The 14,437-nt window shown below is 69.9% G+C and carries 8 protein-coding genes and 1 pseudogene; 6 read left to right on the forward strand and 3 right to left on the reverse strand.

All coding sequences use genetic code 11. The features are described 5' to 3' along the window. Positions 1 to 53 precede the first annotated feature (53 nt). Positions 54 to 1,577: a glutamate--cysteine ligase gene (gshA, locus tag AVHM3334_RS15935; RefSeq protein WP_284413914.1), complete on the reverse strand. Its 1,524-nt coding sequence runs from the start codon at positions 1,575 to 1,577 to the stop codon at positions 54 to 56. 279 nt (positions 1,578 to 1,856) lie between these two features. Between gshA and xopZ the strand changes: the two genes are divergently transcribed. Continuing rightward, entirely contained in the window at positions 1,857 to 6,098 is a 4,242-nt protein-coding gene (xopZ, locus tag AVHM3334_RS15940; protein ID WP_284413846.1) for a XopZ family type III secretion system effector, read from the forward strand. Between the two features lie 81 nt (positions 6,099 to 6,179). Here the strand turns inward: xopZ and AVHM3334_RS15945 are convergent, their stop codons facing one another. After that, the gene (locus AVHM3334_RS15945) at positions 6,180 to 8,414 is read right to left on the reverse strand and encodes an FUSC family protein (RefSeq protein ID WP_284413848.1); all 2,235 of its coding nucleotides are present in this window, start codon (positions 8,412 to 8,414) and stop codon (positions 6,180 to 6,182) included. Between the two features lie 109 nt (positions 8,415 to 8,523). On the opposite strand from AVHM3334_RS15945, the gene AVHM3334_RS15950 reads away from it, so the two are divergent. Next, entirely contained in the window at positions 8,524 to 10,509 is a 1,986-nt protein-coding gene (locus tag AVHM3334_RS15950) for an esterase/lipase family protein (protein WP_284413850.1), read from the forward strand. A 38-nt stretch (positions 10,510 to 10,547) separates the two neighbouring features. On the opposite strand, the gene AVHM3334_RS15955 is transcribed toward AVHM3334_RS15950, so the two are convergent. Further along, entirely contained in the window at positions 10,548 to 10,841 is a 294-nt protein-coding gene (locus AVHM3334_RS15955) for a hypothetical protein (protein WP_284413852.1), read from the reverse strand. 190 nt (positions 10,842 to 11,031) lie between these two features. On the opposite strand from AVHM3334_RS15955, the pseudogene AVHM3334_RS15960 reads away from it, so the two are divergent. From AVHM3334_RS15960 to AVHM3334_RS15975, 4 genes and pseudogenes are all read left to right on the forward strand, one after another. Continuing rightward, positions 11,032 to 11,334: pseudogene (locus AVHM3334_RS15960) on the forward strand (glutathione S-transferase family protein); the annotation flags it as partial. A gap of 249 nt (positions 11,335 to 11,583) precedes the next feature. Continuing rightward, positions 11,584 to 11,865 carry a DUF427 domain-containing protein gene (locus tag AVHM3334_RS15965; protein ID WP_284413854.1) on the forward strand — a complete coding sequence of 94 codons (282 nt, stop codon included), beginning with the start codon at positions 11,584 to 11,586 and terminating at the stop codon, positions 11,863 to 11,865. Positions 11,866 to 12,255: 390 nt separating this feature from the next. Next, positions 12,256 to 12,552 carry a 2Fe-2S iron-sulfur cluster-binding protein gene (locus tag AVHM3334_RS15970; protein WP_284413856.1) on the forward strand — a complete coding sequence of 99 codons (297 nt, stop codon included), beginning with the start codon at positions 12,256 to 12,258 and terminating at the stop codon, positions 12,550 to 12,552. Between the two features lie 140 nt (positions 12,553 to 12,692). Beyond that, positions 12,693 to 14,405 carry a T6SS phospholipase effector Tle1-like catalytic domain-containing protein gene (locus AVHM3334_RS15975; protein ID WP_284413858.1) on the forward strand — a complete coding sequence of 571 codons (1,713 nt, stop codon included), beginning with the start codon at positions 12,693 to 12,695 and terminating at the stop codon, positions 14,403 to 14,405. Positions 14,406 to 14,437: the final 32 nt, after the last annotated feature.

A 14,437-nucleotide genomic window follows, 5' to 3' on the forward strand; every position in this document is an offset into this window, starting at 1 on the left:
CTACCCACTTTCTGCCCCGCTTTCGGCCAGCACACGCCGGGCCTGCCGATTTTTCAGTCGTGGATCGGCACGGCCATGTACTGCTCGCGCCAGGCTTCGAACGGCAGGGTATCGGCCGCTTCGATGGCCTTTTGCTCGGCGACCGATTGCGCCGCCGCGCTTTCGTAGCGGGCCTGCTGCGCCTCGGTCCAGGGCAGGTCGAGCAGCGTGTCGCGCGCCCATTGGGAGCGGGCGAGCGCGAAGGCATTGAAGCTCTGCCCGTGCTCTTGCGCCATGCGGTCGAGCACACGCGCCGACGGCGTGGCCTGCGGCTCGGCCATCAAGCGCCGGGCATCGGCCAGCGCGGCGCTGAAGTCGGTGGTGCCCTGCGCGGCATCGAGCGCGGCGGCCAGCGGCTCGCATTCGGCCAGCACCTGTGCGCCCCATTCGGCCAGCGGCACCTGTTGCCCGGCGCGCTGCAGCAGCAGGCCGGGCTCGCGCCCGCGTTCGGCGGTGAGATGCTGGTTGCGCTGCAGTTCGGCGATCTCTTCGGGCGTGTCCGGCGGGCTGTCGGACAGCAGGCAGTGCATGAGGAAGACGTCCAGCAGGCGCATGGTCTGTGCCTCGATGCCCAGCGGCGCGAACGGGTCCAGGTCCATCAGCCGCACTTCGACGTATTCGACGCCCCGCTCGCGCAGCGCGTTCAATGGCCGCTCGCCGGTCCGCACGGTGCGCTTGGGGCGGATGGTGCCGTAGAACTCGTTTTCGATCTGCAGCAGGCTCGTGCCCAGCTGGTTGTATTCGCCGCCGGGGTTGCGCACGCCCAATGTTTCGTAGGCGGGGTACGGCCGGCTGAGGGCTTCGCGCAGCGAGGCGGAGTAGCCTTCCAGGCCGTTGTAGCTCACGGCCAGCGTGGCCTGCGCATCGCTCTGATACCCCAGGCGCCCCATGCGCAGCGACGTAGCGTGCGGCAGGTAGAGCGCATCGCCCCCCAGGCGCTGCAGGCCGTGCTCGCGCCCTTGCACGAAGCACGGGCACAGCGCGGGCGAAGCGCCGAACAGGTACAGCAGCACGAAGGCATGGCGGCGGAAATTGCGGATCAGGCCGAAGTATTCGTCGCTGGTCACCTGCGGCAGCGACCAGTTGTAGTGAATGCCCGAGATGGTCTGCATGCGCCGGCCGTAGCGGTGGCCCAGGCCCATGCGGTACACGCTCTTGGCGCGGCCGACGTTCGACGAGCCGTAGCGCGCCGGCGGAATGGTCTCGTCGGTGGGCAGGCCGCAGGGCATGCTGGACAGCCACAGCATCTCGCCGCCCGAGGCCTGCAGGCTGCGATAGACGAACTGGTGGATCTCGGTCAGTTCGTCCAGGCATTCCTCGACGCCCAGGCGGGCCCCGGTGATGAGCTCGATCTGGGACTCGCTGTAGTCGGTGGTGATGTGCGGGTGGGTGAGCGCCGAGCCCAGCGCCACCGGGTGCGGCGTGAGCGCCAGGCCGCCGGTGGGCAGCACCCGCAGCCCCTCTTTCTCGATGCCACGGCGCATGCCGGTCAGGCGGCTGGCTGGCTGTGCGTCGATTTTCCGCTGCAGATGGCTCATCGTCATTTTGGTGATTTCGTTATGACCTGTTCGTCGGTTCGGCCCGGAACTTAGCATGGCCGAGGCACTCTCGCTGGCTCGGCAGGTCAAGACCTTGCTTCGGCAGGCTGCGCGCCACTTCGTAAAATGCGCGCGCGCGCCGCGTGCCGCACCGCACCATCGCCCGTGTCGTGGCCAGCCAACACAGGGCGTGCAATGCGCCGGTCCAGCCACTGTTCCCGAAGAGGGGCCCTTTCCAGCCCCCCGAACGCACACGACGCCCTTGAATGACTGGACACCATGCCAAAATTTTCTGTGCGTCCCTCCAACACCTCGGCGGGCCTGCCCGGCAATTCGACATCGACCGCCCACGCCGGCAAACCGGCAAGCCACAAGCAGGCCCACCACAAGCTGCACCAGCTCGACCCGCACGCCGCCCAGCAAGAGTTGCTGTCGCCGCTGTTCGATGCCGCCCGCGCCGCACGCAAATACCTCGCCCAGCCCCTGCCCACGGCCGACGCCGCCGTGGCCATGGCGCCGCGCAAGTCCAAATCGGTCCTGGGCCAGTTGGCGAACAAGGTGGGCACCTGTTTCGGCATGGCGCGCGGCAACCCCGTGCGCTCCGAAGAACTGCTGCGCTACCAGAACACCAAGGAAGACCGCACGCACGTTCCGCTGCGCAGTCGCGGCAAGTGGGAGAGCCTGGAACCCGTGCTCACCGGCCAGCTCAAGGCCGCCGAAACCTTGCGGCTGGCGAAGATAGCGGTGGACAAGGCCATCGCGATGGAGCGGCTGGTGGAGCACCACCACGACCGCCTGACCGACGAGGCCCTGCTGCGCGGCCAGCGCGCCGGGCACCTGCAAGCCACCGCGCAACGATTGGAGCGAGAGGGCCAGTCCCTCGCCGTCTGGCAGGCAGCGCTGCAGGAACAGCGGCAGTCCGCGCAGCAGAACCTGCAGGCCACCCAGCAGCGGCTGGACAAGGCGCTGGCACTGCGGGCAGACCATGCCAAGGCCGCCAGCACCAGCAACAGGAGCGCCGCGCCCGATGGTCTGGCCGAGCACATCGAGGCGCTCACCGCGCTGCAGCGCACGCAAGCCGGCAAACATGCCGAACTGGTGCGGCGCAGCCAGGACACCCGCGCCGCGCTGGAGCACACCGATCACCAGATAAAGACCGCCGCCCGCGAACTGCTCCAATACGAAAGCGGCGCGTTCGACCTGCAGTCGCTCAAGCCGGCACTGGCCCAGCGCCGCAAGGAAGCCGAGCAGCAACTGGAGCACGCCCGGCGCCGTGACCGCATCGCGACCGAAGCCCTGCAAAAAGCCTATGCCGACATCATCGACCTGCAACTGCGGCGCCTGCCCGGCTTCGAGGTGTTTCGCAGCTCGCCCGCCATCGGAGAACTGCGAGAGGCCCTCCGTGCGTGGGTGAAGGACATCGATGCCACCCGCCATGGCGCCGAAGCCATCGTGCCCGCCAGCGCGCTGACCATGGCCATCAAGGCCCTGGCGGACGCCAGCGGCGGCGATGCCACGGTGGCGCTGCACACGCTGCAGACCCTGGGCGGCCAGACGTGGGGCACGCTGCTGCCCGACCCGAGCGCAGGGCTCGGAAACGCTCCGGCCCTGGACGCCGCCACGCAGCGCACCGTGGACCTGCTGGTGCGCGTGCCGCGCGGCAGCCAGGTGGTGGGCCACCTGCTGGCGCCGGCCGCCGAGGGCACGCCCGACCACACCCGCCGCCACACGGCCCGCCTGGCCTTGCAGGCCGAAGCTGCGGCGCGGTCTGCACCCACCCAGGAACTGCGCGATTGGCTGGCCGCCGCCTCCCGCGCGGCGCGCAAGGCCCTGCACGGCGCAGACCCGGCAAAGGCCCTGGCTGCGTGCACGCACGAAGAGCGATCGGCCTACCACGCGCTGCGCAACAACTACCGCAGCAACGCCGAGGGCTCGCCCTACGACCGCGCCAACCAGCATCTGCAGAAAATCGCCGACTGGCTGCACGACATCGACCACACCGCCGACCGCGGTGTGGAAAAAAGCCAGCGCGGCAAAAAGATCAACCCCTTGCGCTCGCTGCCCCAGGCCCTGGAAGTGGGCTCGGCCACCGCCCTTCCCACCCCCCGCCGCCGGGCGGAGCAGGAGCTGGAAGACGCGGCCGACCACCTGACCCGGTACTTGATGGCCGCTCGGGCCACCCGGCCGCCGGACGAAGTGCCCACCGAAGCGGAGCTGGCCTGGATCGCCGTCGCCGACCAGGTGCGCTGGGCGCCCGAGGGCACAGAGCGGGCGACGATGGTGCTGGATGCGGCATTGCTGGACGGCATTCAGGCGCAATGCGCCCAGCGGCAACGCGAACGGGCGCTGCAGATCGGCCGCCGTGCAGGCGACCCGGTTCCAGCCCCCGAATCAACCGCCCTGCATTCGGCATGGGAGCAGCTGCGCGCCACGCCGCACACCGGCGTGCAGGCCCTGGCGCTGCTGCAGCGCGCCCTGCTGAACGAGCCCGCGGGCGTTGCCGAGCCGGAGCCCGCGCCGCCATCGCCATCGCCTTTGTCTTCGTCCGCCGCAGCGCTGCCCACCGATGCGCAGCAGGCGCAGGCGCAGCGCAAGGCATTCCATGTCTCCGTGGCCAAGGCGCTGCGGCTGCTGTACGACGGGGACCCTTCGCACGTCACCAACGGCCAGGCGCTGTTCGACCTGCTGCGCGACGTGGCGGAGCACCTCGAATGGCGCGACCGGCTGCGGCTGATGGGGCAAAAGACCTATGGCCTGAACCTCGGGCCGCTGTCTGCCGCAGCTGCCATCGCCAGCGCCGTGGGGTTGGGCGTGAAACTGATCGGCTCGGCCCAGCACAACGAGGACCGCACCCTGGAGCTGTACCGGGGCCGCACGGGCACTTACCTGCAGATCAGCTCGCAGTCCACCAACCAGGTGCAGGCCGGGGCCGGCGTGAACACCGGCTACGCCGTGCCACTGGGCACCGACCAGGCCAGCCTGGGCCTGACGGGCGGCGCCGACTGGCGATGGCGCGGTGAAAGGGGCACGGAAAACGGCGTGCAGGTGCGCATACCGCGCCTGTCCAAGGGGCGCGAGCCGGAACTCGACGCGCAGTTCGCCGATGCGCTGGAACACCTGATCGCCATGGCCGCCCCGCCCGGCGATGGCCAGCCCGCGCGCAAGGACTGGATGCGCGAACTGCTGGCCGAGCACCCCGAGCTGAGCATCGGGCTGATCGACGGCGCCGAACGCAGCAGCAGCGGCACGGAGACCAACGTATCGGCCAGCGTGGGCCTGCGCGTGGGCGAAGTGGCGGGGCGCGGGCGGCGCGCGGGCGCAGCGGCCAGCGTGGGCGTGAAGGCCCGGCAGGACAACGGCCAGGCCCGCACCACCGTGGCCGGCTACATGACCACCATCTACCGCGAAGCCACGGCGCAGATGAAGGTGGAGGTGTCGGGCCGCGCCACGCTGGGCGTGCAGTTTGCCGAGTCGGTCGAAAACGACCCCGAAAACGGCCCGACGCAAAAGGCCAGCGCCAGCCTCGGCTTGCTCGATGCGGGCTATTCGCGCGAACTGGTGTCCAAGGCCGTGACGCACTTTTGCACGCTGTTCGTGTTCGATGACGAGATCGACCCCACGCGCAGCGACCGCGCCACCGACGTCTCGGAGTTCGACGTGTTTCAGCAACTGGTGCGCGACGAATGGGACAGCTGGTCGAGCTACGGCGTGGGCAAGCTGGGCACCGCCGTGGACGATGACCTGAAACACGCCGCATCGCAATTGCAGCTGGAACACTTCATGGAGCAGACGCGCACCTTCGCACAGGGCAATGGGCTGGCCGCGATGTTCGCCGACAAATCGATGAAGGCGCCCGCCGCGCCGGCGCTGGACACCCTGCGCGCCCTGGCCCGCCTGGACGGCGAGGCCGCCAGCGAGGCGTTCGGGAAGGCCTGCGCCGGCTACGAGAGCGCCGCCGCCGAATTCGACGCCGCGGGCATGGACATGCGCTCGGTGCGTGCGGACCTGGGCAAGGCGCGCGAGGCTCTGGAGGCGGGCGACACGGCCGCAGCCTCGCAGCACCTGGACCACGCCGCAGCGCGGCTGGAGCGCAAGGTGATCGGCAAGACCGGGCGATCGCCCTCGCAGGCCCGCCGGCGGGATGACGGCGTGGAGCACATGCGCCAGGCCGCCCAATGCAAGGAGCAGGCCGTCGCCCGTCTAGAGGAGGCTCGCATCAGCCAGACAGGGTTCGACGATCTGGTGGTGAAGGACGAGCTGTGGGAACCCACGCTGCTGCTGCTGCGCGAAAAAGCCAAGGTGTTGCGCGAGCGCGGCCTGGACTTTTTCCTGAAGCGTCAAAACAACCGTGGCGCCGAAGCCATGCGGACGGTGGCGCAATGGATCTTGTACGAGCCGGTGCTCCGCTCCGAGCCCGGCCAGCGCATCGAGCCCGCCGGGCACTGGAAGACCGCAGCCGGCGTGCCGGGCGACGGGCGGCTCGCCAGCGTGCCGGAGGGCCAGGAGGAAGACGCAGAGTGAGACGGAGGTGAAGGCGGCCTCAGCGCCGCGCAGGGCGGCGGCTTTCAACGCGCCCCACACCGCTCTACCGGCCATTGCGCCTCAGGCCTCGGGCGGCTTGCGGGGTTCTGCCACGGGCACAGCCATCAAATCCAGCACCTGATCCGCGTCGCTGCGCAGCTCTTGTGCCAGCCCGACCGCCAGCCCCAGCCGGCGCAACAGCCACGGGCCCAGTTGGGCATCGAACGGGTCGGGCAACGGCTCGGGGCCGGGGGATACGCGGGCAGCCGGCGGAGCGCCGTCCGCCGTGCGCGGGGCCGCCAGGGCACCGCCGATCGCATCTGCCGTGGTGGCCAGCGGGGCCTGCAGCCGCTCGGGCTCCAGGTGGCCGCGGCGCTGCAGCAGCATGGTCTTCACGGCCGTGAGCTGGGCCAGCAGCTGGTAGCAATGCAACTGCAGGCGCTCCAGCGGTTCGAGCGGCGGGCGCACCGCGCGCGGCTCCGACAGCGACCGCTGCGTGGCCTGCACCAGGGCCGAGAGGCTGTCGTACGCCTCGCGCCGCGCCAGCCGCCAGGCCAGCTCGGGCGCGTTGTCCACGGCCTGCAACTGGCCCAGGGCCAGGGCCTCGCGCGCATGCCGCGCCTGGGCGGCCAGGGTGCGCGAGACGAGTGCGGGAATCTGCGTGCGCTCCCACGAGGGCAGCACGTATGAAACCGCCCAGGCCACGCCGGTGCCGATGAGCGTATCGGCCAGCCGCTCGAACAGCGCGAAGGCCGTGCTGCTGCCCGCGTGCAGCATGTGCGACTGCACCAGCCCCAGCACGGTGGCGGCCACGGCGGTGACCAGGTAGCGGCGCACCGCGAACCCGTGGGCGACGGCCTGTGCCAGCGTGAGCGCGACGATCAGCCCCATCGCCGTCGGGTGCATGGACAGCAGCGCGAGCGCCAGCACGCAGCCCAGCAGGGTGCCGGCCACGCGGCTGTTGCGCCGCTCCAGCGTCTGCGCGAGGCTGCCGCGCAGCACGACCACGATGGTCAGCAAGATCCAGTAGGCGTGCGTGCCCCACGGTAGCGCCTGCGCCACCGCGTACCCCACGCCCATGGCCAGCGCCGCGCGGATGGCGTGGCGCAGCGGCGGCGCGTCCCACCGCCACAGGCCGTTGAACGGGTGCCACGACCAGGCGGTGGGGCTCACGAACATCTGCCAGTTGGCGCGCACCACGGCGAGGTTGGGCTCGGCCTCGCCGCGCGCCAGGGCGATCATGCGCAGGGCTTCGTCGTTGATGTGGCCGACGCGGTCCGCCAGCCCGCGCGCCAGCAGGCGGGGCGACGGCGTGGCGTTGTCGGGCTGGGGCAGCGCAGCCTCATCGTCCCAGCGCAGCGCGGCCAGGTGGGGCCGGTGGTCGGCGAAGGCCGTGGGCAGGCGGCCGATCAGCATCACGTCGGCCAACCGCTCCATTTCGTCGGCCACGTTCAGCAGCACCTCGCGCAGGCGGCCCACGACGGGGGCATGGCCGGGGTGGGCCTTGAGCGCGTCCAGGTCCAGCTCGCAAGCCAGGAGGTGGTCGCGCATTTCCAGCACCAATAAGAGCATGCCGGCCAGCCGCTGGCGGCGGGGGGTGCGGGGCGATTCGAGCACGATGTTGCGCGCCGCCTGCAGTTGCTCCGCCAGCGCTGCCTGGCGTTGCAGCAGCGCGCCCGCCAGGGCCGGCGCGGGCGGCCCCTGCAGATCGACCGGCGTGAACTGGCGGGCCTGCACGCGCATGAGGGCGGCGAGCGCCAGCAGCGCGTCCGCCACCGACTGCACGCGGTAGCGCGCGTTGAGCGCGTGGTTGGCGATGACCGAATACACCACGTACAGCGCGGCGCCCAGGGCGAAATGCCCGGTGGTCGCCAGCGCCGCGGCCAGCGGCTCCATGCCGTGCGCGGGCGGCACGGCCATCGAAAACACCATGGAGAACATCACGGCCACCGCGATCGGCACACCCCGCTTGCCCCACGCCATGGCCAGGAACGCAATGAAGCTGGCGGGCACGACCAGCAGGCCCAGCGCCAGTTCCGACGGGTGCAGCATCTGCACCCCGAAAAAGAGCGGCACGCCCAGCAGCGGCGCAGGCAGCATCTGCCAGAACTTGCCGCGTGCCGGCCCGGGCAGGTCGGGCGGCGCGGTGACGATCACCCCCACCGATGCCGATGCCGCCGCTGCGGCGCCCAGCCATCCGTGCACGCCGGCCGAGATGAGCAGCAGACCGAACGCCACCGACAGGCCGTTGAAGACATAGTGGCTCAGCGCCACGCGCAAGGCGGCCCGCAGGCGGTGTTCCGGAGAGATCCTCATAAGCCGGCAAGCGTACCGCAGAGCTTTGCGCCGCGGCGTCAGGCAGCGCCGCATCGCGCGGGCCGCCGGGTAACATCGGCTCCCCTCCGCCATCCGGGCTTCGTGCCGCATGCCGCCTTCCTTTTCCTTCTTCGCCCGCCGCGCTGCCGCCCCTGTTCTACTGCGCGGGCGATGGACGGCATTGCGGGGCCTGGCCGCCCTGTGCGCCGCCGCGCTGCTGTGCGGTTGCGCGGGGGTGACGGTGTCGTCCATGTCGCCGCGCGAATACCTCACGCAGCGGCGTGGCGATGTGCTCACCACCGGCCGCGTGAGCGAGGCCACCGAAGAGGTGCTGCGCGTGATCGGCAGCGACGCCGAGGCCTGCGCGGACGACCTGGCCGACTGCCGCGCGCAACTGGCCGCCTCCAACGGCCTGAGCGAAGAGCAGCGCCTCGCGGCCCTGGCAGAGGTGTGGCTGCAGGTGGCCATCGAAGGCGAGCGCGACCGCAGCGCGCCGCTGCCACCCGAAGAGGCGCTCGACGCCTGGATGGAATCGGCCCGCCACGCGTGGGCCTATCTGTTCTTCACGCCGCGCGCACCGGGTGAGCGGGCCTTCGAAGACCGGCAGACGCAGGTGCGCGACTATTACAACTTCGCCACGCAGCGCGTGGTGGCCCTGCTCTTTCAGCGCTACCAGGCCGAAGGCACCCGCTCGGATGCACCGCTGACCATGGGCGTGTGGCGCATCTCCAGCGACGCCTCGGACCTGCGCCTGCCGAGCGATGCCCCGCTGCCCTCGGAACTGATTCCTGCCGCCACGCTGCGATTCTCGGGCGTGCGCAACACCTACCGGCGCGACGGCCTCGGCACGGAACTGGTGGCCGCGTCGGCGCCCGAGCCGGTCATTCCGCAGCAGGACGGACTGCAGGGCCCGCCCCACACGCCGGCACCGTTTCAGGAAATGCCCTTTCCTGCCGCCACCGCCCTGCTGCGGTTTCCCGGCAAGACGCTGGGCGAGGTCTTGCGCACGCAGGACGTGCAGCTCACCGTGTACGACCCGTACCACACGGCCCAGGTGGAACTGGGCGGGCGGCGGGTGCCCCTGGCCGGCAACTTCACGGCGGGCTACGGACTGTGGCTGGCCCGCTCGGGCTTCGCCACGCAGGCCATGCGCACGCTGCTGGGCTGGAGCGACCGGCTGGACGCCCCGCGCATCCACCTGATGCAGCCCTACGACCCCGACCGCCGCACCATCGTGATGCTGCACGGCCTGGCCAGCAGCCCCGAAGCGTGGATCAATGTGGCCAACGAAGTGTTGGGCGACGCGCAACTGCGCGATGCCTACCAGGTGTGGCAGGTGTACTACCCCACCAATGCGCCCCTGGGGGTGAACCAGCACGACATCCGGGAAGCGCTGCTGGCCACGCTGGCGCATTTCGACCCGGCCGGCACCGCACGCGCCTCGCGCGACATGGTGCTGGTGGGCCACAGCATGGGCGGCGTGCTGGCGCGACTGCTGGTGTCCGACACGGGCGACGTGCTGTGGAACCAGCTCTTCGGAGCCACGCGACTGAAAGACAGCGAAAAAGCCCAATTGCGCAAGGACCTGGGCCCGTTCCTGGTGTTCGAGCCGCTGCCGCAGGTGAGCAGCGCGGTTTTCATCGCCGCGCCCCACCGGGGCACGCCGTTTGCGAACAAGACCCTCTCGCGCTGGCTGGCCAACATGGTGACGCTGCCCCTCGCGCTGCTGGAACGCTTCGGCGATGCCACGCGCATGCTGGCCAGGGCCCAGGCCACGCAGCCATCGTCGGACGGCGTGCCGCCCCGGCTGCCCAACAGCATCGACAACCTGGCGGATACCGACCCCTTCGTGCGCGCCGGGGCCGAGCTGCCCATCAGCGCGCAGGTGCGCTACCACTCCATCATGGGGCGCGAAGATCCCGCCGCGCCGCTGGCGCAGTCGAGCGACGGCATCGTGCCCTACGCCAGCGCCCACCTGGCCGGGGCCGACTCGGAACTGGTGCTCACCTCCCACCACAGCGTGCAGGAGAACCCGCGCGCCATTCTGGAGATTCGCCGCATCCTGCGCGAATCGCTGACGGGCAGCGGGCGCTGAACCGCCGCGCTACGGGGCACGGCCGGTCCGGCGCAGACTCAGGAGCAACGCCACTCAGCGGAGTAGAACCGGTTTCCGCCCGGAATCGGAGTCGTGGTGATGCCCAGCATTTGCGCAGGCCGCGAGTTACCGTACTCATCGCTGCACAGTCGGCGGGCAACGAAGAAAGTCTCGTTCCGGACCTGCTGGCGCGTCATGTTGCCGCCGCCCGAGATCGTGACGGATACGGTGCGGCTGTTCTGGGCGAAAGCCGGGGTGGAAGCCAACGGGGCCAGCAAAGCCAGGCCGGCCGCAGCCAAGGCGCCGGATCGGATCAATTTGGAGAGGTTCATGTGTGTCCTTTGAAGGTTAAAGATGAGCGCCGCGCCATCGACATGGAACGAGCCATGGGATCGCGGCCAGTCATGTTGACCATTTCGCAGGGTGAATGACTCGCAGCACGCGAACGGAGGCAGCGGCTTTGCGAAGCGCCGTGTCACTGCCCCGCAAATTGGCAGCTTTTGCGAATCCGTTGTCACCTGCCGGCCTCGCGTGGCGGACGAATACGCGCGCTGGTTCCTGGCGCGCCTGCGCACGCTGGAGCCTCGCGTGGCACAGCAGGCCCACCTGTGCGCAGGCCGGTTCACGGCGGCGGATGTGTCGGTGGGCTACGCGCTGCTGCTGGCCGGGCACCTGGGCCTGGCGGCGTCCTTCACCCCTGCCGTGGCCGACTACTGGGCGCGGCTGCGCGAGCGGCCCGGATTCATCCGCGCCATGGCGGCCCAGGCAGCGGCCGCGCAAGACCAGGGCGTGGAGCCCACGCATGCGCCCGACCTTCGGCCCTGAAGTGCCGTAGCACCGAGGCGCTGAAGCGCTGAAGCGCTGAGGCAGCGAACCATCGACACGGCGTCGCCTCGGCGGTGCGCATGGTTGAGCCGGAGACCGTGCCGCGAAAAGTCGGGTAAGGTTGACGTCCCGCGCCTGCCACGCGAGCGCCACCGCGCTCGCGCGCCACTGCCCCGATTCGACAATCCGCCCGCGCAGGCCACCCCTTTCTCCGGGCCGCCGCCGGGCTTTGATGCAAGGACCATCGCCATGAAAGCCATCTGGAACGGCGTGACCGTCGCCGAGAGCGACGACACCGTATTGGTCGAGGGAAACCACTATTTCCCCGAAAGCTCGCTGAAGCCCGAGTACTTCACCTTCAGCAACCACAAGACCATGTGCCCCTGGAAGGGCCAGGCCACGTACCGATCGCTGCTGGTCAACGGCGAACTCAATCCCGACGCCGTCTGGACCTATGCCGACCCCAAGCCCGAGGCCGAGTCGATCCGGGGCCGCTTCGCCTTCTGGAAAGGCGTCAAGGTCGGCGCCTGAACCGGGCTTCGGGTTATCCCTGCGGGCACTGGACAATCATGTGGATAACCCGGGACAACGCCTGTATGGGCGCCGTAAGCCGTTGATTGGCAAGGGAAACCGACGCGACGCCTCATTTTTAGGCACCCGGTTGCCCACAGGCCTGTGGTTATCCCTCCTGCCGCTGGACAATCATGTGGATAACTCGGGACAAGCCCTGTATGGCGGCGCCAAGTCGTTGATTTTTAACGCATACCGCTCGGCTGCCTTCTTTTTAGGCAGTGGCGGGGTCGCATGGCCAGGGCCCGCCTTTGCTATTTAAATGATAGCTATACCCCCTAGTGTTGATTGTGCTGGAGGCCAAATCCGTTCTTAACTTTTTCGGCCACTGTCCTGCTGTGGCCGTTTGCCATGAGTGACTCTTCTTCCGTTCCCTTTTTCACCGCCCGCGTCGGAGACGACGGCACCCAGTGCGATGCCTGGCCCGAGCAGCCCCTGCTGCTGTCGCTGGAGCAAGGCGGCATCGACTGGCCCAGCTCGTGCCGCAACGGCACCTGCCGCACCTGCATCGGCATGCTGGCCGAAGGCGAGGTGCGCTACGCCATCGAGTGGCCCGGCCTGTCCCCCGAGGAGCGTGCCGAGGGCTGCGTGCTGCCCTGCGTGGCCTATCCGATGAGCGACGTGCGGCTGGAAGCGCCCGGCATCTGAAGGCTGAAGCCTGAAGCCGGCTGAATCGATCTGAAAGCACGCGGTCCATCGCGCAGGGGCTGGGCTGACTCCCTTGCTGGAGGGCATGGCCTTCGCCCAGAATCTTTCCGATACACATCGCAAAGAGAGGGAGCACGGACATGAACGCCAACACCCATCTTGCCGCCAGCCGCGCTGCCGCCCGGGACCGCCCCGACGAAAGCCCCACGCGCGAAGCCATCCTGGCCGAGTGCATCGCCGCCGACGGGCAATGGGCCGCACGGCCAGGGCGCAACCTGGTGCTGCTGTTCGACGGCACGGGCAACATCCTCGGCAACCAGCAGGACACCAACGTGGTCAAGCTGCTGCGCATGCTCGGCAAGGGCCGGGACGCGTCGGGCAGCGAGCCCACGCAACTGGTCTATTACGACCCCGGCGTGGGCACCACCAATGAATTCCCGGCGGATGGCATCCTGTCCAAGGCCAGGAACCAGCTGCGGCAACTGGCCGGGCTGGCCCTGGGCAGCGGCGTGTTTCCCAACATCGCCGAGGCCTACAAGTTCCTCGTGCACACCTACCGGCCGGGCGACCGCATCTACCTGTTCGGCTTTTCGCGCGGCGCATTCACCGCGCGGGCGGTGGCGGGCATGATCAACATGTACGGCCTCATCCACACGGAGGGCATGCCGCTCATCGAAACCCTGGTGCGCACCTATTTCGCGCCCAGCGGCCAAAAGAACCAGGCCGGCACCAAGAGCCGCGAGGCCTTCGCGCGCGACGTGATCGACAACTTCTCGCTGGGCCGCACGCCGCTGGTGCACTTCGTGGGCGTGTGGGACACGGTGGAGGCCATCGGCAGCGGGCTGCTGGGAGGCATCAAGATCACCAACTCCACCGAGTTCGCCCGCAAGCGGTTCGCCAACGTGCGCCATGCCATGTCGCTGTACGAATCGCGCAGCAAGTATTCGCCCCGGCGCTACGCCGACCCGCACTTCACCGAGCGGGAACGGCCCTGGCGCACCTACGACCAGCGCTGGTTCCGCGGCGTGCACAGCGACGTGGGCGGCTCGTACGCGCGCGACGGGCTGTCCAACCTCACACTGAAATGGATGGTGGACGAGGCCTTCGCCAAGGGCCTGCGGGTGGACCGGGGGCAGCTGCAGCCCGGCGACCCGCAGACGGCCATGCACGACCAGGCCTACGACTGCCCCTACTGGGCGTGGACCGGCCTCAATGCGCGCGAACGCTTTCCCAGCGACTTCATCGACCCGACCGCCCGCCCGGTGGACGGCGCCGTGCCCGCCAACACCGTGGCGCGCACCCAGCCCTGGCGCTGGCTGGGCGTGGCGCTGGCGGTGGTCACGGCGGTGCTGTTCGCCGTCACGTTCCAGCTCGGCCGCGAGGCGTGCGATCTGCAGGCCGCGCCAGGGTGGGCGCAGGGCCTGCCTTCGGGCTTTCAGGTGACGGCGCACTGGCATGCGGATTGGGGCGTCGTTTGCGGCGGCACCGACGGCGTGCGCCGCGCCATCGCCTGGGACTGGGCGCTGCTCGCCAGCTACGCCCTGTGGCTGGCCTACCCGGTGGCATGGGCCCTGCGGCGGCTGGTCGCGCAGGCCGTGCCGCCGGGCCGGGCCCTGGGGTGGCTCTACCGCCATGCGCACTGGACGATGGGCGCGCTGGTGCTGTCGGACCTGGTGGAAAACTACGCCACGCTGCACATGCACCACCCGCACTGGCCCACGGTGCTGACCGTGGCCAGCAGCCTCAAACTGCTGTCCCTGCTGCTGCTGGCGTGGGTGATCGTGGCCGGCGCCCTGGCCGGGCGCGAGGGCGGCCGGGCACGGCCTGCCTCGCCCGCGCCCCAACTGCACTAAAATCGCCGCCTTTGGGGCGCGTAGCGCTCCCG

It is taken from the genome of Acidovorax sp. SUPP3334 (genome assembly GCF_030159055.1).
Classification (GTDB): domain Bacteria; phylum Pseudomonadota; class Gammaproteobacteria; order Burkholderiales; family Burkholderiaceae_C; genus Paracidovorax.

Excerpts from the sequence above, each read along its gene's own strand:
- gshA (WP_284413914.1), bottom strand. The coding sequence starts at position 1,577 with ATGAGCCATCTGCAGCGGAAAATCGACGCACAGCCAGCCAGCCGCCTG.
- AVHM3334_RS15950 (WP_284413850.1), top strand. The coding sequence starts at position 8,524 with ATGCCGCCTTCCTTTTCCTTCTTCGCCCGCCGCGCTGCCGCCCCTGTT.
- AVHM3334_RS15965 (WP_284413854.1), top strand. The coding sequence starts at position 11,584 with ATGAAAGCCATCTGGAACGGCGTGACCGTCGCCGAGAGCGACGACACC.
- AVHM3334_RS15955 (WP_284413852.1), bottom strand. The coding sequence starts at position 10,841 with ATGAACCTCTCCAAATTGATCCGATCCGGCGCCTTGGCTGCGGCCGGC.
- AVHM3334_RS15945 (WP_284413848.1), bottom strand. The coding sequence starts at position 8,414 with ATGAGGATCTCTCCGGAACACCGCCTGCGGGCCGCCTTGCGCGTGGCG.
- xopZ (WP_284413846.1), top strand. The coding sequence starts at position 1,857 with ATGCCAAAATTTTCTGTGCGTCCCTCCAACACCTCGGCGGGCCTGCCC.
- AVHM3334_RS15970 (WP_284413856.1), top strand. The coding sequence starts at position 12,256 with ATGAGTGACTCTTCTTCCGTTCCCTTTTTCACCGCCCGCGTCGGAGAC.
- AVHM3334_RS15975 (WP_284413858.1), top strand. The coding sequence starts at position 12,693 with ATGAACGCCAACACCCATCTTGCCGCCAGCCGCGCTGCCGCCCGGGAC.